This is a genomic window from Mesorhizobium sp. M0340 (assembly GCF_040321535.1).
Taxonomy (GTDB): domain Bacteria; phylum Pseudomonadota; class Alphaproteobacteria; order Rhizobiales; family Rhizobiaceae; genus Mesorhizobium.
In genome coordinates, this window is the sequence record NZ_JAMYRR010000010.1 from 67,397 (window position 1) to 89,077 (window position 21,681).

The 21,681-nt window shown below is 62.7% G+C and carries 20 protein-coding genes and 1 pseudogene; 10 read left to right on the forward strand and 11 right to left on the reverse strand.

What is annotated here, in order from left to right; translation table 11 throughout:
* Positions 1 to 144: 144 nt before the first annotated feature.
* Positions 145 to 1,026, reverse strand: coding sequence for an SH3 domain-containing protein (locus NKI79_RS16470; protein WP_352802782.1), 882 nt, complete (start codon positions 1,024 to 1,026; stop codon positions 145 to 147).
* Between the two features lie 262 nt (positions 1,027 to 1,288).
* On the opposite strand from NKI79_RS16470, the gene NKI79_RS16475 reads away from it, so the two are divergent.
* A complete protein-coding gene (locus NKI79_RS16475) occupies positions 1,289 to 3,727 on the forward strand; it encodes a DNA/RNA non-specific endonuclease (RefSeq protein ID WP_352802785.1) in 2,439 nt (812 codons plus the stop codon).
* Positions 3,728 to 3,814: 87 nt separating this feature from the next.
* Here the strand turns inward: NKI79_RS16475 and NKI79_RS16480 are convergent, their stop codons facing one another.
* Together NKI79_RS16480 and NKI79_RS16485 are read right to left on the reverse strand one after the other, a co-directional pair.
* Positions 3,815 to 4,561 (reverse strand): metallophosphoesterase family protein, encoded by a 747-nt coding sequence (locus tag NKI79_RS16480; protein ID WP_352802788.1) that lies wholly within the window; start codon positions 4,559 to 4,561, stop codon positions 3,815 to 3,817.
* A 94-nt stretch (positions 4,562 to 4,655) separates the two neighbouring features.
* Complete coding sequence (locus NKI79_RS16485) at positions 4,656 to 5,012, reverse strand: ArsR/SmtB family transcription factor (RefSeq protein ID WP_352802791.1); 357 nt, start codon at positions 5,010 to 5,012, stop codon at positions 4,656 to 4,658.
* A 193-nt stretch (positions 5,013 to 5,205) separates the two neighbouring features.
* On the opposite strand from NKI79_RS16485, the gene NKI79_RS16490 reads away from it, so the two are divergent.
* The gene (locus NKI79_RS16490) at positions 5,206 to 6,384 is read left to right on the forward strand and encodes an MFS transporter (protein WP_352802793.1); all 1,179 of its coding nucleotides are present in this window, start codon (positions 5,206 to 5,208) and stop codon (positions 6,382 to 6,384) included.
* Between the two features lie 37 nt (positions 6,385 to 6,421).
* On the opposite strand, the gene NKI79_RS16495 is transcribed toward NKI79_RS16490, so the two are convergent.
* Positions 6,422 to 6,880, reverse strand: a complete 459-nt coding sequence (locus NKI79_RS16495) for a MarR family winged helix-turn-helix transcriptional regulator (protein WP_352802796.1) — start codon at positions 6,878 to 6,880, stop codon at positions 6,422 to 6,424.
* Between the two features lie 195 nt (positions 6,881 to 7,075).
* Here NKI79_RS16495 and NKI79_RS16500 point away from each other — a divergent pair, with 195 nt between their 5' ends.
* Complete coding sequence (locus NKI79_RS16500) at positions 7,076 to 7,867, forward strand: SDR family NAD(P)-dependent oxidoreductase (protein ID WP_352704206.1); 792 nt, start codon at positions 7,076 to 7,078, stop codon at positions 7,865 to 7,867.
* An 18-nt stretch (positions 7,868 to 7,885) separates the two neighbouring features.
* Here NKI79_RS16500 and NKI79_RS16505 read toward each other — a convergent pair.
* Positions 7,886 to 8,484: pseudogene (locus NKI79_RS16505) on the reverse strand (LysE family translocator).
* A gap of 92 nt (positions 8,485 to 8,576) precedes the next feature.
* On the opposite strand from NKI79_RS16505, the gene NKI79_RS16510 reads away from it, so the two are divergent.
* Positions 8,577 to 9,482, forward strand: coding sequence for a LysR family transcriptional regulator (locus NKI79_RS16510; RefSeq protein WP_352802799.1), 906 nt, complete (start codon positions 8,577 to 8,579; stop codon positions 9,480 to 9,482).
* Positions 9,483 to 9,496: 14 nt separating this feature from the next.
* Here the strand turns inward: NKI79_RS16510 and NKI79_RS16515 are convergent, their stop codons facing one another.
* Together NKI79_RS16515 and NKI79_RS16520 are read right to left on the reverse strand one after the other, a co-directional pair.
* The gene (locus tag NKI79_RS16515) at positions 9,497 to 10,150 is read right to left on the reverse strand and encodes a dihydrofolate reductase family protein (protein ID WP_352477810.1); all 654 of its coding nucleotides are present in this window, start codon (positions 10,148 to 10,150) and stop codon (positions 9,497 to 9,499) included.
* Positions 10,151 to 10,300: 150 nt separating this feature from the next.
* A complete protein-coding gene (locus NKI79_RS16520) occupies positions 10,301 to 11,668 on the reverse strand; it encodes an Nramp family divalent metal transporter (RefSeq protein WP_352802802.1) in 1,368 nt (455 codons plus the stop codon).
* A 235-nt stretch (positions 11,669 to 11,903) separates the two neighbouring features.
* Between NKI79_RS16520 and mntR the strand changes: the two genes are divergently transcribed.
* From mntR to NKI79_RS16535, 3 genes are all read left to right on the forward strand, one after another.
* Positions 11,904 to 12,359 carry a manganese-binding transcriptional regulator MntR gene (gene mntR, locus NKI79_RS16525; RefSeq protein ID WP_254820344.1) on the forward strand — a complete coding sequence of 152 codons (456 nt, stop codon included), beginning with the start codon at positions 11,904 to 11,906 and terminating at the stop codon, positions 12,357 to 12,359.
* A 207-nt stretch (positions 12,360 to 12,566) separates the two neighbouring features.
* Positions 12,567 to 13,487, forward strand: coding sequence for a KPN_02809 family neutral zinc metallopeptidase (gene ypfJ, locus NKI79_RS16530; RefSeq protein WP_352802805.1), 921 nt, complete (start codon positions 12,567 to 12,569; stop codon positions 13,485 to 13,487).
* 150 nt (positions 13,488 to 13,637) lie between these two features.
* Positions 13,638 to 14,906, forward strand: coding sequence for a TCR/Tet family MFS transporter (locus tag NKI79_RS16535; RefSeq protein WP_352704214.1), 1,269 nt, complete (start codon positions 13,638 to 13,640; stop codon positions 14,904 to 14,906).
* Positions 14,907 to 14,961: 55 nt separating this feature from the next.
* Here the strand turns inward: NKI79_RS16535 and carA are convergent, their stop codons facing one another.
* Positions 14,962 to 16,170 carry a glutamine-hydrolyzing carbamoyl-phosphate synthase small subunit gene (gene carA, locus NKI79_RS16540; protein WP_352802934.1) on the reverse strand — a complete coding sequence of 403 codons (1,209 nt, stop codon included), beginning with the start codon at positions 16,168 to 16,170 and terminating at the stop codon, positions 14,962 to 14,964.
* A 326-nt stretch (positions 16,171 to 16,496) separates the two neighbouring features.
* On the opposite strand from carA, the gene NKI79_RS16545 reads away from it, so the two are divergent.
* Positions 16,497 to 16,946: a GatB/YqeY domain-containing protein gene (locus tag NKI79_RS16545; RefSeq protein ID WP_254820347.1), complete on the forward strand. Its 450-nt coding sequence runs from the start codon at positions 16,497 to 16,499 to the stop codon at positions 16,944 to 16,946.
* 56 nt (positions 16,947 to 17,002) lie between these two features.
* Entirely contained in the window at positions 17,003 to 17,560 is a 558-nt protein-coding gene (locus NKI79_RS16550) for a GNAT family N-acetyltransferase (protein ID WP_352802808.1), read from the forward strand.
* Between the two features lie 2 nt (positions 17,561 to 17,562).
* Here NKI79_RS16550 and NKI79_RS16555 read toward each other — a convergent pair whose 3' ends face one another.
* From NKI79_RS16555 to NKI79_RS16565, 3 genes are all read right to left on the reverse strand, one after another.
* On the reverse strand, positions 17,563 to 18,744 hold the full coding sequence (locus tag NKI79_RS16555; RefSeq protein WP_352802811.1) for an MFS transporter: 1,182 nt from the start codon (positions 18,742 to 18,744) through the stop codon (positions 17,563 to 17,565).
* A gap of 128 nt (positions 18,745 to 18,872) precedes the next feature.
* Entirely contained in the window at positions 18,873 to 19,082 is a 210-nt protein-coding gene (locus NKI79_RS16560) for a DUF2061 domain-containing protein (RefSeq protein WP_023678301.1), read from the reverse strand.
* A 135-nt stretch (positions 19,083 to 19,217) separates the two neighbouring features.
* The gene (locus NKI79_RS16565; protein WP_352802814.1) at positions 19,218 to 20,882 is read right to left on the reverse strand and encodes a Na/Pi cotransporter family protein; all 1,665 of its coding nucleotides are present in this window, start codon (positions 20,880 to 20,882) and stop codon (positions 19,218 to 19,220) included.
* 377 nt (positions 20,883 to 21,259) lie between these two features.
* Here NKI79_RS16565 and NKI79_RS16570 point away from each other — a divergent pair, with 377 nt between their 5' ends.
* On the forward strand, positions 21,260 to 21,646 hold the full coding sequence (locus NKI79_RS16570; protein WP_352802817.1) for an RcnB family protein: 387 nt from the start codon (positions 21,260 to 21,262) through the stop codon (positions 21,644 to 21,646).
* Positions 21,647 to 21,681 lie beyond the last annotated feature (35 nt).

Genomic DNA, 21,681 nt, shown 5'->3' on the forward strand with positions numbered 1-21,681 from the left:
ACGGGAAGACCCGGCCGGTTGTGCTCGCGATTCTGGTATCAGGCTAGGAGGGCCTTATAGGGAAGAGTTTTGCCGGATGTAACCCCGAAAATGCGGCAGTAGGGCAGAGGTTCGGGCGGCCTTTAAACATATTGCCCTACTGCCCTACTGCCTCATTCCCCTACCACTATCCCCCAGCGCGAACTGATCCGTAATCTCGAAGCGCTCGGCAACGCCGACGCGGATCATGTTGAGGCTGCCTTCGCGCGTGAAGCGGAATTCGCCCGGCCCATTCGAACCGGCCGGCTTGCCGGCCTGGAAGCTGATGATGCGCGTGCCGCCGTCGGGCCATGTCACCGTCACGTCGGTTTTGTCGCCGGTGCGCGCGACGCCTGCCTTGCAGTTGGTCATCGGCTGGCCGAAATAGCGCGCGCAAGGAATGACGTTGCCGGCACCTGGGAATGGTGTCCCCGGCGGCTGCAGCCGTGCAACGGTCTGTGCGTCGGCCGGAGGCGCCGCATTGGTCGCGCCGAAATTCTGGACGGGACCCACTGCCGCGGGCGCCGATCCATCAACCTGTCCAGTCGAGGGATTGCCAGCGGCAAGGGCCAGGCGGTAAGCGTCCTCGATAGCCACCCTGCCTATCGCGTCAGCGGTGTTCAGCGACGTTTCGGGAGCAGTTGCGCCGAGGCGCGTTGTCAGATCGGGCAGCGGTTGAGAGGCAGGGCTCTCCGCATTGGCCGCTGCCTGGGGCGTCACTTGCCGGGGATTGATGGGGTCGAGGTAGCGTGCGGGTGCCCATCCGCTCAGCTTCGGGTCGTCAATGTCTTCGACCTTGCACCACTTGTAGCCGCTGACGTCGCCGCAGCCGAGATTTTTCACGCTCGATCCACTCGGCAACCGCGCCTCGATCTTGCCCATGGCCGACGCCGTGGCGCGCACGTTCAGGAGGTCATCGGGAGCGAGACCCGTCACAATCGAGATGATGGGCTCCGGCTCCTGGCCGTTGGCCGGCAGCTCCGCCAGCATCAGCGGAGCGGCAACCATCGCAAGCAGCGTCGTCGGGAGTGTTACTGTGCGCCTAATCATCTGCCATGGGCGGTAGGTTCAATTGCCGAAGGCGCGGCCAGGCACGAAAGCGCCATCGCACGCCAGCCGGTTTTTATAGGCGACGAGACGGCGCTGTGTAAGCCCGAAAAGGGGCCGCGCGATGAATCGGACCAGGCCACTTCCGTGAACTAACAGTCGGCAAAATATTGCACATTTCATGTAAATATGCACTCTCTCAAGTAAGGTTGAGGAGAGCAATATGGTCGACCTTGAAATATTCGCGCAAGTGGAAAACATAGTTCGCCAGCGTATCAAGAAAACGCGCGCCGAAATTGAGGCTTCACTTGGTCACATCGCCAACGGCAATCCGCTGGCCGCCGAACAGACCCTCTCCAGGCGCCTCGACAGGTTGCAGGTAAAGGCGTCGCTCAGCCGCACCGAAGCGGAGATGATATCGGCAGCAATCGACATGAGATCTGCCGGGGAAAGAAAGGTGGCCGCCAAACAGCCAGGACCGGAGGCAATTCTCGGCCCAACGCTCGATTTCATCGGGGTCGCATTTCTGGAGCGTGGGCGCCGTGCTGCCGATGCGGTCGGCCGCGTTGCCTTTCTCAACGGCAATCCGCAAGGATCGGGTTTTCTGGTCGGGCCAAGGCTGTTCCTCACAAACAACCATGTGATTTCGTCGCCGGCGGATTCCCGGCGCTTCCAGGTCCAGTTCGATTATGAGCAGGACGGTGCAAATGCCGTGCGCACGCCGACGACGTTCCTGTTCGATCCTGAATCCTGTTTCGTGACCGATAGCATAGAAGGTCTGGACTATACGCTGATCGGGGTCGGCGAGCGGCGTTCCGGCCCAAAGGAACTGGGGGAGTTCGGTTTTATCTCGCTGTCGGACGCGCGCGACAAGCATATGCTCGGCGAAATCGCCAACATCGTCCAGCATCCCGATGGCCGCTTCAAGGAACTGGTGCTGCGTGAAAACCGGCTGGTGGCCCGCGACGAAACGGTTCAAGTGCTGCACTATGTTGCCGATACCGAACAGGGTTCGTCCGGTTCACCGGTCTTCAACAACGAATGGGAGCCCATTGCCCTGCACCATTGGGCCGGCCCGTTCCACGAGGTGACGGGCATAGCTGGCTACGCGCTTGCGCGCGAGATCAACGAAGGCATACGGATCAGCGCCATCGTTGACGATCTGGGCGCTAGAAAGTCCAGGCTGCCGGGCTCGTCGGCATCGGCGGTTTCGGAAGCTCTGGCGATTTGGTCCGGCACGCCGCGCATGATGGATGAGACAGTTCGGCTGAACGCCGATAATCGCGGAGACGTGCTGGACAAGCCGGTGCAGCGGACTGAACCGGATCGCGGCCCGCCGGCGACGAGACATAATGCCGATGGCTCGGTCACGTGGACTTTTCCCGTCGAGATAAATGTCCGGGCGCCGTTGATCGACCGCGACGGAGGCGATGCGAGACGAAACGACGGTCCAGCAAGCGAACCCGCCAAGGTCGTGGCCATCGCCGAGGCCGCGGGTTGGAAAACAGAGGATTTCGACGATCGTGGACGGTATGAGCCCGGCTTCATACCGGGCTTTGTCCTGCCAATGCCGACGGTCGCCAATTCACCCTACCGGTTGGCCAAAAACCTTCTTGCCAAACCCGGCGAGGACCCACACGAATTGCGCTACCATCATTTTTCGATCTTGATGAACGCCGATCGCAGGCTTGCCTTCGTCACCGCCTGCAATATCGATGGATCCCGTACCAAGGCGGTCAATCGTGAGGACAAGACGGTCATCGACAACCCGTCGCTTGTCGACTTGGGGGTGGAGTCGATTTCCGGGTCGGAAGCCAGCGATGCTTTCCGGCCCGATCGCCGCATCGACCTTGGCGAGCAGATGACCCGGGAATTCTATTCGAGCCAGAATGTGCCCGGATTTCCCGTCGCAAAATCCAAGGAACGAATCGCTCGAATGTTCCAGAAGGGCCATATTACACTTCGCGGCGACCCCGCATGGGGCGTCGATCAGGAGGCGGTCGCGGCAGAACGCGACACGTTCTTTTATACCAATGCTGCGCCGCAAGTCGGCTTCTTCAATCAGGGAAGCTCGCTTGACCATCCCGGCTCCAAGGGGAAGCTGAGATGGCGCGCGGTGGAAACCTATGTGCTGCGCAACGCCTATACGACGCGAGGCCGGGTCACGGTGTTTGCCGGGCCAGCGTTCCGCGAGGACGATCCTCCCTACCGCTTCGACAGCCATGTTCCGCTGAAGTTCTGGAAGATCGCGCTGTGGTCCGATCAAGCTGGCCTGCGCGCCATCGCGCTGCTGGCGGACCAGAAGCCGGTTTTGGAAGTGATGCCCGAAGCGTTCGGCGAGCGTGCCGAGGCATTCGATGACCCGCTTGAAATTGCCAGGGTATCGGAGTTTCTTTCGACGGTGGCCGAGATCGAAGAGCTGACCGGCCTGAACTTTGGCCAGCAGGTGCGCGACGCCGACATTCGGGCCGGTTCCGAATCGGCTCCAGCACAGACTTTCAACCCAAGGCATCTAACGCCCAGTACGTCACGGCCAAAGGCTTCACCGCCCAAGGCTTCGGAGACCAAGACTTCGACGCCCAAGACTTCGGCGGCCAAGACTTCGGCGGCCGGCGCCCGACGTCCTGCCAACCGATCGAAGCGATCCGCGTCCGACAACTGAAGATTGCGGCTTCTGCCGCTCGAAGGCGGTCATCGGTTCAGCCCGGCATGACCAAGCTCAGTCCGGCGGCATGAACGCGTTCCGCGTTCAGCTGGACATAAATCCGGTGCGCAGCGCGTGAGCCCATTCGGGTCGCCCCGCCTGCTCGGCCTGACGCGCCGCCGCCTCATGGTCATAGTCGACGGCGAGGGATTCGAAGCGATCGCGGTGCAAGTCGACGATACCATAGCGGGCGTGCGGTGAGCCTTGCTCGGAGACATGCGCCGGTGGGGTCGAATCGTCATAGGCCGGGCAGCCGATGCTGCCCGGATTGAAAATGACCGGACCGCCGGGAATGCGGATCAAATCGCTGCGGTGGCTGTGGCCGCAAAGCATGATGCGGCAGGCGGGATCGACCGCGCCGAGGCGCCGCTCGATTGCGGCCAGCGGGGCGCGCACCAGCCGGCCCTCGACGATCGCGTCAGTCAGGTATTTTTCGTCGTGGTCGGGCCGGGCATGGAAGGCGATCACGCCGTGCGCCACCTCCAGCGTGACGGGCAGCGCGAACAGCGCCTCGCGCTGGGCTGCCGTCAGCCGGTCCTGCGCGTAGCGGTCGGACGGCCACATGGTCTCGTCGGCAGTGTCGCGGGCAACGCGGCGGTCGTGATTGCCGCGTACCGTCGGCAGGTCGAGCGCCTCGAGCCGCTCCATGGTCTCGCGCGGCCACAGCGGGCCGGAAACGCAATCGCCGAGATTGACGATGAGGTCGGCGCCGCCGCGCTGCCGCAGATCGTCGAGCACGGCGTCGAGCGCCAGGACATTGCCGTGGATGTCGGCGAGGACGGCAATGCGCATGGCAGGCTCCGTTAATTGGAATGGCTGGAGGGCAGGTGAAGCTACTTTGCTCGTCTCGCGAAGCGGGCGAGAGCGGAACCCAGCTTCGCGCCGGTCAGGCGCGGACTTCGATCTCGTGGCCGCCGACCGCCGGCAACGATGCGTCGTCGCCGGCCGCGGCAATAACGCTGTCGAGCAAGCCAGGGAAGCGGCGGTCGAGATCGTCACGGCGCAGCGTGATCAATCGGCTGGTGCCAACCGCCTCGGTGCGGGTGACGCCGGCCTCACGCAGCTTGGCCAAATGGTAACTCAGATTGGTTTTCGAGGCGAAGTCGAGGAACCGGCTGCAATTCAGCGGCACGCCCTCCTTGCTCGCGAGATAGCCCACGATGGCCAGTCGCGTCGGGTCGCCGAGCACAGCAAGCACGTTCGCCAGGCTGATCTGGTCGGCGGTGGGATGGGGCAAGGTCATGCCCAGGAATTAAGCACATTTGGAGCCGATTTCAACGCATCTCCTCTCGTGGCCAATGGACACATAGTTTCGTCCCGTCGCCCGGTCCTGACACCGGGCTGTCAGGATGGTTCGGCTATTTTGCAGCGGCTTTATTGACATCATGCCCTGTTATGTCCAATTGTTCAATAACTTTTGAACTAAGGAAATTGCCATGGATAAGCGCCTCATCTGGCTTGCGCTCGGATCGTTCACGATTTCGACCGAAGGTTTCGTCATCTCCAGCCTTTTGCCCGATATTGCAAAGGATGCCGCCATCTCCGTCCCGCTCGCTGGCACGCTGATCACCGCGTTTGCGCTCGCCTATGCGATCGGCACGCCGATCCTGGCGACGCTGACCGGCGAATGGGACCGTCGCCGCGTCATTCTGTGGACGCTGGTGTTCTTCGTGTTGGGCAACGTCGCCGCGGCGCTGAGCTCTTCCTTCGAATTGCTGTTGATCGCGCGCATCGTCATGGCGCTGTCGTCAGGCCTGTTTGCGGCGACCGCACAGGGAACGGCCGTTGCGCTTGTCGACGATCATCACCGCGCCCGCGCCATCGCCGTGGTCGTCGGCGGCACTACGGTTGCGGTCGCGGTCGGAGCACCGCTCGGCGCGCTCGTTGCGACGGTTGCCGGCTGGCGCGGCACCTTCTTTGCCATTGCCGGCCTTGGCGCGCTCGCCGGCGCGATCCTGTGGTACCGGCTGCCGCGCGGCATCGTCGGCACGAGGCTGCCGCTCCGCATGCGGCTGGCAGCGGCACTTCGCCCCGGCGTCATGCCTATCCTGGTGACGACCATCCTGGCCCTGATCGGCGCCTTCACCGTCTTTGCCTTTGTCGCGCCGCTCGCCATCGAAGGCGGCGGACTGAACCCGATCGCGCTTCCCGGAATGCTGCTCGCTTTCGGCGTTGGCGCGGTCATCGGCAATATCGGCGGCGGTCAGGCCGCCGACCGTTTCGGCGCGACGCGCACCGTCTGCTGGTCGCTGGCGCTAAGTGCCGCCATGCTGGTCACGTTTTCGCTGATCCCGATGTTCCTGCCGCGCGAGATCGCCGGGCCGGCGCTCATGGCCTTGATGGTGCCGTGGGGCATCGTCGGCTGGGCGTTCCCGCCGGCACAGGCCAGCCGTATCATCAAGCTGGCGCCCGATGCCGCGCCCATCGTGCTGTCGCTGAACGCTTCGGCGCTCTATCTCGGCGTCGCACTGGGTGCCGTTGTCGGCGCCGCGGTGCTGCGCTATGGCGCACCGGCCGACCTCGGCGTGGTCGCGGCGGCATTCCCGATCATCGGTCTGGGCGTAGTGCTGGCGGGCCACCTGGCGGCGCGACCGGTGGCGATGCCGGCCGAATAGGGCTGTTAGCGGAGCTTGTCTGCCGGCCGCCGATAATTCAACTCGCGGCCGGCGGTACGTCAAAATCAAGTGCGGCGATTTCGTCCAGCGCCGCTCGCAGGCTTGCCGCCTGTTTTTTTCCAAACATCTCCTCGAAGCGCTGCTGAGCGACCTGCCACAGCTTCAGAGCTTCTTCGAGCTTGATCCGGCCCTGCGATGTCAGCCTGACGCGCCTGATGCGGCGGTCGGCAGGGTCGGCGAAGGTCTCGATATAGCCGTCCCTGCTCAGCGGCTTCAGCGTATGACCGAGGGCCGACAGGTCCATGACGAGAGCCGCGGCAATGGCACCCATCGTCGGTTCGTCGCCGACGTGGATCTGGTAGAGCAGGCCCTGCTGCGTGGCCTTCAGACCCGATGGGGCCAGCACATCGTCATAGAACTGGCCCAGTTTCCGCGTCGCGCGGCGCAGCATGGCGTTGTTGCAAAGCGCCAGGCCGGGCAGGGTGGTTTGGGACATTGGCGGATTTCCAATGAGGGACCGGAAGGGCCCCTCGATGCAAACCAGAAATAGTCCTTGCTTCCCGGATTGACAAGATGGTGGCATATGCCTACGTTCCGATGGTGGCATATGCCAGTAATTCGTGTGCCAGTCGAAGCAGGGGTGTTGCCCTGCGGCACCGGCATTTGGAATCGAACCAGAAGGAACAAGACAATGAGCAATCAGGACAAAGGTACTGCGGTCGTCACCGGCGCCTCGTCCGGCATCGGTGCGATCTATGCCGACCGGCTCGCCGGCCAAGGTTATGATCTGGTGCTGGTGGCGCGGCGCGCCGATCGGTTGGAGGAATTGGCGGAGAGGCTCCGCTACGCGTATGGCAAAAAGGTCAGCGTCATCGGCGCCGACTTGGCCGACGACGGCGATCTGCGACGGGTCGAGCAGGCGATATCAACCGACGACAGCGTGACGCTGCTGGTCAACAATGCCGGCCTTGGCGGCGCGCAGGTGGTGGCAACGGCTGAAGCCGATGTCGCCGAGCGCATGATCAAGGTCAATGTCGTGGCGCTGACTCGGCTGACGCGCGCGGTGCTGCCGGGGCTGCTGTCGCGCAACCGCGGCGCCATCGTCAACATCGCCTCGGTCCTTGCCTTCGATACCTCGTTCGGCGGCATCTACAGCGGCACCAAAGCCTACGTCGTCAACTTCACCGAGGCCTTGCAGCGGGAAGTCGCCGGCACGAAGGTCGCCGTGCAGGTGGTCTTGCCGGGGGCCACGCGGACAGAATTCTGGGAAGTTGCGGGAAGCGATATTGCCAATGTGCCGCAAGAGATCGTGATGACGGCCGACGATCTGGTCGATGCAGCGCTGGTTGGCCTGGCAAAGGGTGAAGCGTTCACGGCACCGGGTCTTGCCGACGTTGCCGGGGTGGATGCCTTTCTTGGCGTTCGGCAAGGCTTTTTCGGCAGTCTTCTGGCCGGCAAGCCGGCGGCGCGTTACACTGCCTGACATAGCTAAAGACTAACCTTACGCTGTCCGCCACATCGGAATGATCGAGGCGGCCAGCAGCAGGCCAAGCACGGCGTTGAGCATGCGCCACTGCCGCTCGGTTCGCAGCAACCGGGCGAGCAGCGTGCCCGCCACGCACCATGCCGCCAGGGACAGAGCCGCTGCAAGGCCGAAGACGGCGCCGAGCAGCAAGGCGAGCTGCAGCGGCCCTTTGGCGAGCGCGGCAAAAGATGCCGCCGCTCCCAGCCCCATGGCCCAGCCCTTTGGGTTCATCCATTGCAGGCCGGCGCCGCCCAAAAAGCTGTTGGCTTTGCCATGGCCACATCCAGATTGGGCGGACCGCTGCGGCCGATCTTGAGGGCAAGCCATACCAGATAGAGGGTACCGGCCATTTTCATTGCCAGTTGCAGCGAAGGAGCGGCGGCCAGCAGACCAGCGAGCCCGGCAGCACCTGCCGCAGCCACTGTGGCCAGGCCGGCCGCACTTCCGGCCATCAGCGGGATAGAGCGGCGAAACCCGAACCGCGCGCCGGACGCCGTCGACAACGTCGTGGCCATGCCGGGCGTTGAGGTAGAGACCAGCGCGAACAGGACGAGGGGAAGGACGGTTTCAAACATGCTGCTTCCTTTGAAGCCTGCACGGTAAGCTGTTTTGCTCATCAGTAAATGCGATGTTTGCTATGACATGCATTAGCAAATATAATGGCTTGATGCTCCGCAACCTCGACACTGTCCTGATCCGAACCTTTGTCACCGTTGCCGACAGGGCCAGCATGACGGCGGCGGCCAACGCGCTGCATTTGACGCAAGGTGCCGTCAGCCAGCAGGTCAAGCGTTTGGAAGAGGTTCTCGGCTGTAGGCTGTTCGACCGCGATCGGAGCGGATTGCGGCTGACCCGCTCCGGCGAGCGGCTGTTCGGCAAGGGCAAGCGCCTGCTTTCGCTCAATGACGAGATCCTGGCGGAGATGGCGGGCGATGCAGTTGCCGGTCAGGTGCGGCTTGGCGTGCCGTACGACCTTGTCGGCACCTTGCTTGCACCGGTGCTCAAGGCCTATGCCGAGGCGTATCCGCAGGTCGAGATCTCGCTTGTCTGCGCCTCGTCGCCGGAGCTGGCTGCGGCCTTGGCGGCCGGCACGATAGAGCTCGCGGTGATCGAGGAGCCGGTCGGTCGGTCGGCCGGCGAATGCCTTGTTGTCGACCGGCTGGTCTGGGTCGGCGCCAAAGGCGGCGGCGCCCGCAGCAAACGCCCCTTGCCGGTTTCGATGGTCGCCGAGACCTGCGCGTTCCGTCCGGTTGTACTGGAGGCGCTTAACGAGCACGGGCTGGCATGGCGCACCGTATTCGAAAACGGCAGCATCGACGCGACGACGGCGACAGTGCGTTCGGACTTGGCCGTCACCACCTGGTTGGCGTCGACCGTACCTGCGGACCTCGATATTTTGGCCAACGATCCGGATTTGCCGTCATTGCCGAATTTTGCAATCAATCTGCATTTGCCGAAGCACAGCGTTGCGCCTGCCGTACTGGCATTCGCGGGCCACCTCCGCGATGGATTGGCACGGCGACGAGAGGGCTTAAAACAGCAAAAAGGACGGCCAGTGTTCAGCCGTCCTTGATCGCCCTGCGGCATCTACTTCCAGTTCTTGCGCCGCTCGATCTCGGCTTCGGAAGGCTGTTCCGGGGCAAAGGACCCGGTCTTGATCTCGCCGGAGCGCTCATAGCTCGCCATGAGGACGCCGGTGGTCGATGCCTGCGAACGGGTCAGCTTGAAGGCGGCAGGCATCGCGCCGCTGCCGAACAGTTTTTTGCCCTTGCCCAGCACCAGCGGGAAAATCAGCAGGCTGATCTCGTCGATCAGGTCATTGGCGAGCAAGGTCTGGATCAGCTCGCTCGATCCCTGAATGAGCAGGTCGGGGCCGTCCTCCTGCTTCATCCGGCGCAACGTCGCCACGACATCGCTGCCGAGCGGCTGGCTGTTTTGCCAGGACAGCGTATCTGGCCTGTGCGTAGCCACATATTTGGTGACGGCGTTGAAGCTGTCGGCGATCGGGTCATTCTTCTGGTAGGGCCAATGGGCGGCGAAGATGTCGTAGGTCTTGCGGCCGAGAAGCAGCGCGAACGGTTTTGAAAACGTCTCGCCCATGGCGGCACCCATCACGTCGTCCCAGTAGTGGAACGTCCAGCCGCCAAATTTGAAGCCGCCGACAGGGTCCTCTTGCGGGCCGCCGGGCGCCTGCATGACGCCGTCGAGGCTGACGAATGTTGCGGCGATGATCTTCCTCATTGGAGCTCCCTTTCGCTGATCCGTGCCGTCATGGCCGGACTTCGAGCCAAGGACGGGCAGACAGACATTTGTCCGACAGCGGCCGGCAAATTTCCAGGGCTGGAAGGACGGATGATTGCCGACGTTGTTGGGTCAGTTTGGAGCAGACGCTCAGCCTAAACCGACGACCGTGTCGTAGAGCAGCTTGAAGTTGAGCACCAGGATGAGGGCGGCAACCACCCAGGCCAGCACGGCAACGGCGCGGGAAATGGCGAAATTGCCCATTTTGCGCTTGTCCGAGACGAACTGCACCAGCGGGACGACCGCGAAGGGAAGCTGCATCGACAGGATCACCTGGCTGAAGACCAGCAACTGGCCGGTGCCCTTCTCGCCATAGAGGGCGGTGACGACCACCACCGGGATGATGGCGATGCCGCGCGTCAGCAGGCGGCGCGCCCATTGCGGGATGCGCAGCCGCAAGAAGCCTTCCATCACGATCTGGCCGGCCAGCGTCGCCGTCACCGTCGAGTTCAGGCCGGAGGCAAGCAGCGCCACCGCAAACAGGATGGAAGCGATGCCGAGGCCAAGCAGCGGCGACAGAAGCTCGAACGCCTGGCCGATCTCACCCACGTCATGATGGCCGGTGCCGTGGAAAGCCACCGCCGACACGATCAGGATGGAGGCATTGACGAACAGCGCCAGTATCAGCGCGATGGTCGAGTCGGTCGTCGCCCATTTGATGGCGTCGCGCTTGCCGCGATCGGTGCGCTCGTAGGCGCGGGTCTGCACGATCGAGGAGTGCAGATAGAGATTGTGCGGCATCACCGTGGCACCGATGATGCCGATGGCGATGTAGAGCATGGCCGGATTGGTGACGATCTCGGACGACGGCACGAACATGGCGTGCAGGATGGAGCCGACTGGCGGCGCGGCAGCAAAGATCTGAATGGCGAAGCAGCCGAAGATGACAATCAAAAGCGCTATGATGAAGGCCTCGAGGAAACGGAAGCCCTTGTTCATCAGCAACAGCAGCAGGAAGGCATCAAGCGCGGTGATGATGGCGCCGCCGATCAGCGGAATGCCGAACAGCAGTTGCAAGGCGATCGCCGTGCCAATGACCTCGGCTAGGTCGCAGGCGATGATGGCTAGTTCGCAAGCGACCCACAGCATGAAATTGACCGGCCGCGGGTAATAAGCGCGGCACGCCTGCGCAAGGTCACGGCCGGTGGCGATACCGAGCCGGGCGGCGAGCGCCTGCAGCAGGATCGCCATCAGGTTCGACAACATGATGATGAACAGCAGCGTGTAACCGAACTGGGCACCGCCGGCGAGGTCGGTCGCCCAATTGCCCGGATCCATGTAGCCGACCGAAACCATGTAGCCCGGCCCCATGAAGGCGAACAGCCGGCGAAGCCAGATCCCCGAATGCGGCACCGCGATCGTTGCGTTGACTTCGCGAAGGCTGGGCTGCTCGTCGTCCTCCGGGCGGGCAAATCGCCACATGGACCGGGGGGCTGAGGTGGCTTCGGCTTCCGACATGAAATGGCTTTCCACTGGAACGATCGATGTTCTCTCTCTATCTATGCCACGGCTGAACATTATGCAATATGCTATATTTCATTGTCGGAGCTTTTTCGTGTAGCCGCTTGGCCGTGCGGCCGGACCGCAGTGACCGCCGGTTGCGCCGGTCACCGAATGGAAATAAACGGCCAGAACAAATAGGGTTCCGTGTTATGACTGCAATGTCGATTCAAACTGCCGGGAGGAGCGCGTATTGGCGCTGAAGAAAAGACCGGTTCCTCGCGAAAAGCCGCTGCCTGATGCAGAAATCCACTCGGAAGGCTTCAGGCAGACGCGTGAAGCGCGCCGCAGCGCGCTGGTCGAGGATTATGTCGAGCTCATCGCCGACCTGATCGAGGACGGCAACGAGGCGCGCCAGGTCGATATCGCGGCACGGCTCGGCGTCGCTCAGCCGACGGTGGCGAAAATGCTGACGCGGCTGTGCGCCGACGGGCTGGTCTCCCGGAAGCCTTATCGCGGCGTGTTCCTGACCGAGGCCGGCCGCAAGGTTGCGGAAGAGAGCCGCATTCGCCACCAGACGGTCGAGGCCTTCCTGCGTTCGCTCGGCGTCAGTGCCGAGACGGCGCGCATCGACGCAGAGGGCATCGAGCATCATGTCAGCGCCGAGACGCTCGAAGCCTTTCGCAAGGCAATAATCGCCGCCCGCTGAAAAACACGTGGCGCGACTCGCTTCCCACGAGCAGGGCGATCGCCACAGACCTTGCGATGTTCGGCCAGAGCAAACAAGCGTCAGCAAGCATTGCTTGTTCGCACCAAAAATACTGTGACTTGGCGTAACCGTTGAGATAATTGTGGTCGTGTCCGATCGAACCGGGATACGGCCGATCGGCCGGAAAATTGCATCACGGGGGTTGCCATGCTCTGGAAGGGCCGTCGTCAGAGTGACAATGTCGAGGACGAGCGCGGCCAGAGCGGCGGGCTTGGCGGTGGACCGGGGCAGTTTCGCATCCCGATCGGCGGTCGCGCCGGCGGCGGCGGCATGTCGGGCATCATTATCGTAGGGTTGATTTTCCTGGCGGGGTGGTATTTCGGCTTCGACCCGAGCCAGATCCTCGATGACAGCGGCTTGCAGCCCGGTGGCGGCGGCCAGATCACCGACAATAGTGGCAGCCAGGGCGGCGGCACCGGTGCGCCCGCGTCCGACGAGATGAAGCAGTTCGTGTCGACCGTGCTGGCCGAGACCGAGGATACCTGGACCGGTATTTTCCAGTCCGAGGGCCTGACCTATCAGGATCCAAAGCTGGTCCTGTTCAGCGGCCGGATTCGCTCCGCCTGCGGCTCTGCCTCGTCAGCGGCCGGACCATTCTACTGTCCCAACGACCGCAAGGTCTATCTCGACACCACCTTCTTCCAGCAACTCGATCAGCAGTTCGGTGCCTCCGGCGATTTCGCACAGGCCTATGTGATCGCGCATGAGGTCGGCCATCACGTGCAGAACCTCGTCGGCATCCTGCCCAAATTCGACCAGATGCGGCAGAATATGAGCGAAGCCGACGCCAACCACATGTCGGTGCAGGTCGAGTTGCAGGCCGACTGCTTTGCCGGCATCTGGGCGCATTTCACCGGTCAGAAGGGCATCTTGGAACAGGGCGACATGGCGGAGGCACTGAACGCCGCCAAACAGATCGGCGACGACACGCTGCAGAAGAAGATGCAGGGCTACGTCGTGCCGGAAAGCTTCAACCACGGCACGTCGCAGCAGCGGCAGACCTGGCTGGCGCGAGGTTTCCAGAACGGCAAGCTTTCGGACTGCGACACGTTCAACAACCCGATCTGAGCCGACGGTTTTCTCGTAATCCGAGAGACTGGATCGCAGTCAGGGGATGTCAGGATGAAAGCACTCTGCCCGTTCCCTCATTGTTCCCAGCGATGTGCTCGCCTATAAAGTGTGTCCCCGTTCGCTCGGGCGGCCCGAGGAGATACCATCATGATAGACCCCAAAACCGCCAGGCGGGGCCTTGCGCTTGTTTTCACCACCCTGCTGCTCGACGTCATCGGCTTCGGCATCATTATGCCGGTGCTGCCGGCCTATCTCAGGGAATTGACCGGCGTCGGCATCAGCGAGGCGGCTATCGAGGGCGGCTGGCTGTTCTTCGTCTATGCGGCGATGCAGTTCGTTTTCGCACCAGTGATGGGCGGGTTGAGCGACCGGTTCGGTCGGCGGCCTATCCTGCTCGCCTCGGTGCTGACGTTCGCTATCGACAATCTGATCTGCGCAATCGCCTGGTCCTATCCGATGCTGTTCATCGGCCGCGTGCTGGCCGGCATTTCCGGCGCCAGTTATTCCACGACATCGGCATTCATCGCCGATATCTCGACCGACGAAAATCGTGCGAAGAATTTTGGGCTGCTCGGCATTGCTTTCGGCGTCGGCTTCGTCATCGGGCCGGTTCTGGGCGGGTTGCTCGGCACGTTCGGGCCACGTGTGCCGTTCTATTTCGCTGCAGGGCTTGCGTTCGCAAACTTTCTGATCGCGCTGTTTCTGTTGCCGGAAACACTTGATAACAAGCACCGTCGCCGCTTCGAGTGGAAACGCGCCAACCCGGTCGGCACGCTCGTCCAGATGCGCAACTACGAAGGTATCGGCTGGATCGGACTTGTCTTCTTTCTGATGACGCTGGGGCACATGATGTATCCTGCGGTCTGGTCGTTCGTCTCCAGTTATCGCTATGGCTGGAGCGAACAACAGATCGGCTTCTCGCTCGGCGCTTTCGGCCTGTGCGGGGCGATCGTCATGGCGACAGTCCTGCCGCGCGTGATCCCTAAGCTTGGCGAGTGGAAGACGGCGGTAATCGGTCTGGCATTTACCGCACTCAGCGCCTTAGGCTACGCCTTCGCGTCACAAGGCTGGATGATCTATGCAGTGATCGTCGTCGGGTGTCTCGAGGCGTTGGCCGACCCGCCGCTCAGAAGCCTTGCGGCCGCCAAAGTGCCACCTTCCGCCCAGGGCGAACTCCAGGGCGCAATGACCTCGATCTTCTCGATCACCTCGATCATCACACCGCTGCTTTATACGGCGATCTTTTCCTGGTTCACGGGGCCGAACGCGCCCGTAGCTTTCGGCGGTGCCCCGTATCTGCTCGGCGCGATTTTCCTCACGCTGGCGCTCGTCGTCTTCGTCACCAGGGTGGCCAAGCCGACGCCGAAGGAAGTCAAACGCATGCACGCGCAGGAAGCGGTGACGGACGGGGCTTGATCGGCGCCGGGAGCCCGGCCGGCGCCGTCAGTCAAATCCGTTTTTACGCAATGCGCTAAACACGCTCGACCAGTGCCGGCTCGCCGCGCTTTTCGCGGATCAGGTTGACGAAGCGGCGAAACAGATAGTGCGAATCCTGCGGCCCGGGCGAGGCTTCGGGATGATGCTGGACCGAAAAGACCGGTCTGCCGGTGAGCGCAATGCCGCAATTCGAACCGTCGAACAGCGAGACATGGGTTTCCTCGACGCCGCTCGGCAACGAGTCGGCGTCGACGGCAAAGCCATGGTTCATCGAGACGATCTCGACCTTGCCGGTGGTGTGGTCCTTGACCGGATGATTTGCGCCGTGGTGGCCCTGATGCATTTTTGCAGTCTTGCCGCCCAGCGCCAGCGCCAGCATCTGGTGGCCGAGGCAGATGCCGAAGAGTGGGATATCGGTCTTCAAAAGATCCTGAATGACCGGCACGGCGTAGTCGCCGGTTGCTTCCGGATCGCCAGGGCCGTTGGATAGAAAAATGCCGTCGGGCCGCATCGCCAGGATCTCGTCGGCGCCGGTTTTTGCCGGCACCACGGTTACCTTGGCGCCGAGGCCGGCCAGCAGGCGCAATATGTTGCGCTTGACCCCGTAGTCGACGGCAACGACGTGCATCGACGGGTCAGCCTGTTCGCCAAAGCCCTCGTTCCAGGCCCAGGGCGTCTCGCGCCAGACCGAGGATTGGCCGGAGGTGACCTCCTTGGCCAGATCAAGCCCGATAAGCCCCGACCATGCGGCGGCGCGGCGCTTGAGATCATCGACGTCGAAGATACCGTCGGGCGCGTGCGCGATGACGGCGTTTGGCATGCCCTTTTCGCGGATCAGCGCGGTCAGCGCCCGCGTGTCGATGCCTGAAAGTGCGACGATGCCGCGCTTCTTCAGCCACTGGTCGAGACCGGTTCCGGCGCGATAATTCGATGGGTTGGTGACGTCGGCCTTGAACACGGCGCCGACGGCGCCGGCGCGGGCCAGCGGGTTGAGGTCCTCGATATCTTCGTCGTTTGTGCCGATATTGCCGATATGCGGAAAGGTGAAAGTGACGATCTGGCCGGCATAGGATGGGTCGGTGAGGATCTCCTGATAGCCGGTCAGCGCAGTGTTGAAGCAGACCTCGGCGACGGCGGAGCCGGCGGCACCCAGACCGCGACCCTCGATGACGGTGCCGTCGGCCAGCACCAGCAGGGCAGTCGGCTTGTCGGTGGCCCAAGGGGGGGGCGATGCGGCGGTCATCGTTGCCACGGCGGCACTCCTAAAGGTGCGCCCTCAGTCGGCGCAACAAAAAGCGCGAAGCGGCGATCTCACAGCCTCGGCGCGCCAAGTTTTCACTTGTGCATGTCGTTGCCCCAAACAGCTACGCACTTTTGGGCGACGTGCACTAGAATTCAGTTCATGCAAGGCCCAGTACATAGGGGAAGGCGCCAAGACGGTCAATGATGCCAGGAAGTGCGAGCCCGGATTTATTTCGTCGAACAATATCAGGGATTTGCCGGTAGTATCGCATTTGCGTTGGGCTTTCGGCACGGCTATTGTCCGCCGCATTCGAAGGAGAAAGCACTATGCGAGGCAAAATCGCCGAATCCCTGAAGAGCGCGATGAAGGCGCAGGACAAGCGCCGGCTGCCGACATTGCGGCTGATCCAGGCGGCCATTCACGACCGCGACATCGCCAATCGCGGCGCCGGCAAGGAGCCGGCCAGCGACGACGAGATCCTGCAGATCCTGGCCAAGATGGTGAAGCAGCGCGAGGAATCGGCCAAGGCGTTCGATGACGGCAAGCGGCCGGAGCTTGCGGCGCAGGAGCGCGACGAGATGGCCATCATCCGCGACTTCCTGCCGACGCAACTGGGCCAGGTTGAGACGGAAAGCGCCGTTCGTTCCGCGATTGCCGAGACCGGCGCCAGCGGCGTCAAGGACATGGGCAAGGTGATGGCGGCGCTCAAGGAGAAATACGCCGGTCAGATGGATTTTTCAAAGGCGAGCGGCATCGTCAAGAGCCTACTCCAGTAAGCTGCCGAAGGCCCTTGCCGTCGCGCCCGCAATCCGGCAGCCAAAAGCTCGCGCCCGTGATCGAACTCGTCAAACCGGCGCTTGAACACCTGCCGTCCTACAAGGCGGCTCTCGAGCGCGGCTGGTCGCCGGACAATGTGCGGCTGCTCGACGCGACGCGCGAGCAGCTTGTGGCTATCGAAAAGGATCCAGCGACTTTCCTTGGCGATCTCGACGATTCCGATGGCAAGGGACCGCCGATCACCTTGCCCGACGGTTCGACGGTGCCGCGGCTGCCCGGATTCCGGCGCTGGATCTGGGACGGGGAAGTCGCAGGCTCAATCGGCTTGCGCTGGCAACACGGCACCGCGGCGCTGCCGTCGCATGTGCTCGGCCACATCGGCTATGCGGTGGTGCCGTGGAAACGGGGACGCGGCTATGCGACCGAGGCCCTGCGGCTGATGCTGGTGGAGGCGAGGGCTGTTGGCCTGCCCTTCGTCGAAATCACCTGCAAGCCTCACAATGTGCCCTCGCAGAAGGTCGTTCTGGCCAATGGCGGCCGGCTCGTCGGGCGTTTCTTCGAGGACGCCGCCTATGGCGGCGCGGAAAGCCTGCGCTACCGGATCGATCTGTAGCCCTATTCGGCGGCAGCCGGCAGCGGCGGCGCAGCCCGGCTTCGCCATTCCCAGACATGCGAGGCAAGCGCAACCGCGACCGCGACCAGCATGGCGACCGCGCCAACCACCGGCAGGCTGCGATAGCCATAGCCGGCATTGAGCATGGCCGCGCCGAGCGATGCGGCGAGCGCGATGCCGACATTGAAGCCCGACGGAATGAGCGACGAGGCAAGATTGGAGGCGTCCGCGGTCCAGGTCAGTATGCGGGTCTGGATCGGCGTGCCGATGGCGAAGTTGAGGGCGCCCCAGACGAAGATCGCTATCACCATCGGCAGTGGGTAAGAACTGACGGCATAGATCAAGGCGAGCATCACCGCCTGCAGGAAAAGCATGGCCATGAGCGACGGCATTAGCTTCCAGTCGGCGAGCCGCCCGCCGACGAAGACGCCGATCGTTGCGCCGACCCCGTTGAGCAAGAGCACCCAAGGTATCCATTTCTCGTCGAGGCCTGTGACCTCAAGCAGCGTCGGCGTGATATAGGTGAACAGGCCGAACTGGCCGATCATCAGCATCAGCATGATAATGAGCGAGGTCCAGACCTGCTGACGTGCGAGCACGCGGACCTCGCTTCCAAGGCTCACTGACGGGCTCGACGATCCCGTCTTGCGCGGCAGCAGGGCGCCGATTGCCGCGAAGGCCACCACACCGAGCGCGCACATCACCCAGAATGTTGCACGCCATCCCCAGATGTTGCCGATTGCCGTGCCGGCCGGAACGCCGATGACGTTCGATACGGTGAGGCCGGACAGGATCAGCGCCACCGCCATGCCGCGCTGGTCCTCGCGCACGAGGCCGACGGCCACCACCATGGCAACGCCGAAATAGGCGCCATGCGCCACGGCCACCGCTATCCGCAACAGCAGCATCGAGGCGAAGTCGGGCGCCAGCGCGCAGGCGGCCTGGCCGATGGTGAAGGCTGCAGTCAGTCCAAGAAGCAGGGCCTTGCGGGAGAACCTTTTTGTGGCGAGCGCCAGCAGCGGGCCGCCGACTGCAATGCCGCCGGCATAGCCGGAAACGAGATAGCCGGCGGTCGGAATCGCGACGCCAAGGCCATCCGCCACCTGCGGCAGCACGCCGGCGATGACGAATTCGGTGGTGCCGAAGGCGAAGGCAGCTATGAACAGGGCAATGAGGGGCAGCATGGCGCGAAGGAGATCCTCGGATAAGCTGGCCTCAAACCACGGATGCGGGCAGCGGGCAATCCAGAAATTGTCGACGCCGCTTTAGCTTTTCTTGATCGTCGGTCTGGCGCCAGCCGCGGAGGCAAGAGCTAGGCGGCTGCCTTCCTCCCGTAAGGAATTTTCAGCCACGCCCGTTCGTGAAGATAATAGAGCAGCGACTTGGTGACGACCTCGGTCAGGCCGATGGCCGCGGCGAGCTTGATGCTTCCGGTCACGACGAGCGAGATGATCATCGTGTCGATGGTGCCGGTGACGCGCCAGGAAAGCGCCTTGGCGAAACTGCGAGAATGGGTGTCCATCGACTTTCCTCCCGGTAGATATGGGACGATCCTTTAGCCGACAGACGGGAAAACGCGCAAAGATAATTTTTGCGCATTAGCCCACAGCAATTTTCATAGGCGATGTTCTTAAGCTACCTGGCCTGTGGACGCAATCTATCCAGCCTTCAGCCGCGAACCGGTGAGCAGACCGCGCTCCTCAAGCACGGGATAGGCCATCGAGGCGAGCAGCGAGTTGATCTGCTTGAGGTCCCGAATGGTGTCGAGATGGATGGAACTGGTCTCGACACTCTTGGCGGTGCCGTCGCGCAGCCGCACGAAATGGCTCTGGCTGGTTTCCTTCTCGCGGTCGCGCAGCCGGTCCTTTTCCAGCACCAACTGGCGAGCGGTCTCCGGATCGCGAGATACCAGCACGTTGAAGGCAAGCCTGGCATTGGCAAGCACCAAGGCATGGAAGGCGCAAAGCTCACGCCATCCTTCCGGCGTAAACTCCAGCCCGCGCTCGAATTTCTTCTTCACGTGGACCAGCATGTTGCGCACAATGATGTCGCCGACCTGCTCCAGCTTGACGCAGGCGCCGATCAGCTCCTGGCAACGCAGGGCCTCGTCCTCGCTCAGCGGGTTCTTGGTGACCCTGGCCAGATAGAGCTTGATTGCCGCGTGCTTTCTGTCGACACGGTCGTCGAGTGCGGCCAGCGCGCCAATCTTGTCGGCATCGGCGCTCTCATAGAGCTCGATGATCCGTTTCAGCATGATCTCGACCGTTTCGCAGACCCGCACCACCTCGCGGGTGGCGTTGGCTAATGCCTGGCTCGGCACGTCGAGCGCACTTTCGTTGAGCGCGGAAAGCTCAACGACGTCGAGCGCGTTGGCGGGCTGCGGCTTGGTGCCCAGCGCCACGATCTTTTCCGAGGCGCGATAGACCAGGCGCGCCAGCGGCACGCCGGCGATCAGGATCAAGATGTTGAAGGCGATGTGGGCATTGACGATCTGCTCGGGCACGGTGCCGCCCAAGAAGGCGACCGGCGGCTTGAACGTCAGGAACAGGATCAGCATGATCAGCGAACCCATGCCGCGCATCAGGAGATTCCCGATCGGCACGATGCGAACGCCGGGCTCTGCGTTGCGGGTTAGAAGCGGCGCGATGATCGAAGAGCCGAGATTGACGCCGAGCACCAGCACAATGCCGAGTTCGGGCGGGATGAAACCGCGGCCGGCGAGCGTCACCATCAGCAGCACCGCGGCAATCGAGGAATGGAACAGCCAGGTGACCAACGCTGCCAGAAGATAGGCGGTGACCGGATCGCCGGAGAAGTAATCAACGATGAGCGGCATCAGCGTGCTCTGGCGCAGCGGCTCCGACGCCTGGCCGATCATCTCCAGCGACAGAAGCAGCAGGCCGATGCCGACCAGGATGCGGCCGAACTGGCGCCAGTCGCGCCGCTCGGTGGCCATGAACATGACGGTGCCGGCGACCAGGCAGACCGGCACCAGCAGCGACAGATCAAAGGTAAGCAGCTTGACCACCAGCGCCGAGCCGATCTCGGCGCCGCGCACCGCAAGCTGGCCCGACATGCCGCTGACGATGCCGGAGCCGGCGAATGAGCCGACCAGCAAGGTGACGGCGGTCGAGCTTTGCAGTGCGACCGCCAGGCCGCAGCCGGCCAGAACCGCCATGAACGGATTGCGCATGGTGGCGCGCAGTTTGTGGCGCAGCACATCGCCGTAGGCGCGCTCGACGCCGGTCTTCACCAGACGGGTGGCAAACAGCATCAGTGCCACCGCACCGGCAAGGTGCAGCAAGACGACCGAGCCACTCATGCCAGGCCCCGCAACGCGACAGGTGCCAGCGACGCGGGCGCGGTGAAGTCAAAAGGGCAAAAGTGGGCGCGAATCGTGGACATTGCAGGGGTTGATACTACTCCGACTTATTTTAGCCGAATAATAAATTTTGCCCGATTCGGACGCGTGTTGCCACACGACGGGGCGTGTCGGAAATGGATGGCTGACAAAATGGTTGCATAGCCTGCGGGGTTGCGGAAGGTCATGCGTCCATTCTCGAACGGTCACTTTAAAGGTATCGCTGAATTAGTCGTGCTAAATATAAGAAATCATTACGAAAACGTAATCTATGCATTCAGTTTCGGTTCATCCTTCCGGCTCTATTCCGAGGCATCGACAACCAAGGAGTACCCGCCATGAAACGTATCATTCTTTCCGCCATTGCCTTCTCGATGCTGGCTGCAACCGCCTTGCAGGGCCAGGCTGCACCCCTGAACACACCAAACGCGCCGCAGTCGAACTACAGCCAGGTCGACTGGCAGAAGCCCGGCAGGCATGTGAACAAGCATGTCGACGTGACCAAGCGCGTCGTAGTGAAGAAGACGAAGATCGTCGTGAGGCGCAGCCATTGGCGCAACGGCCAGAGATATTCGAGCTGGAAGCGTCATCAGCCGATTCGCGATTATCGCCACTATGGCCTGCGCCGTCCGGGTCCCGGTCAGGAATGGATCCGGGTCGGTAACGACTATCTGCTGGTAAGCGTTCTCTCCGGCGTGATCTTCGGTGCCATCGCCGCGCAGTGAGCGGAACGGCTGACCGGCGCTGCGCCGGTTTAGAT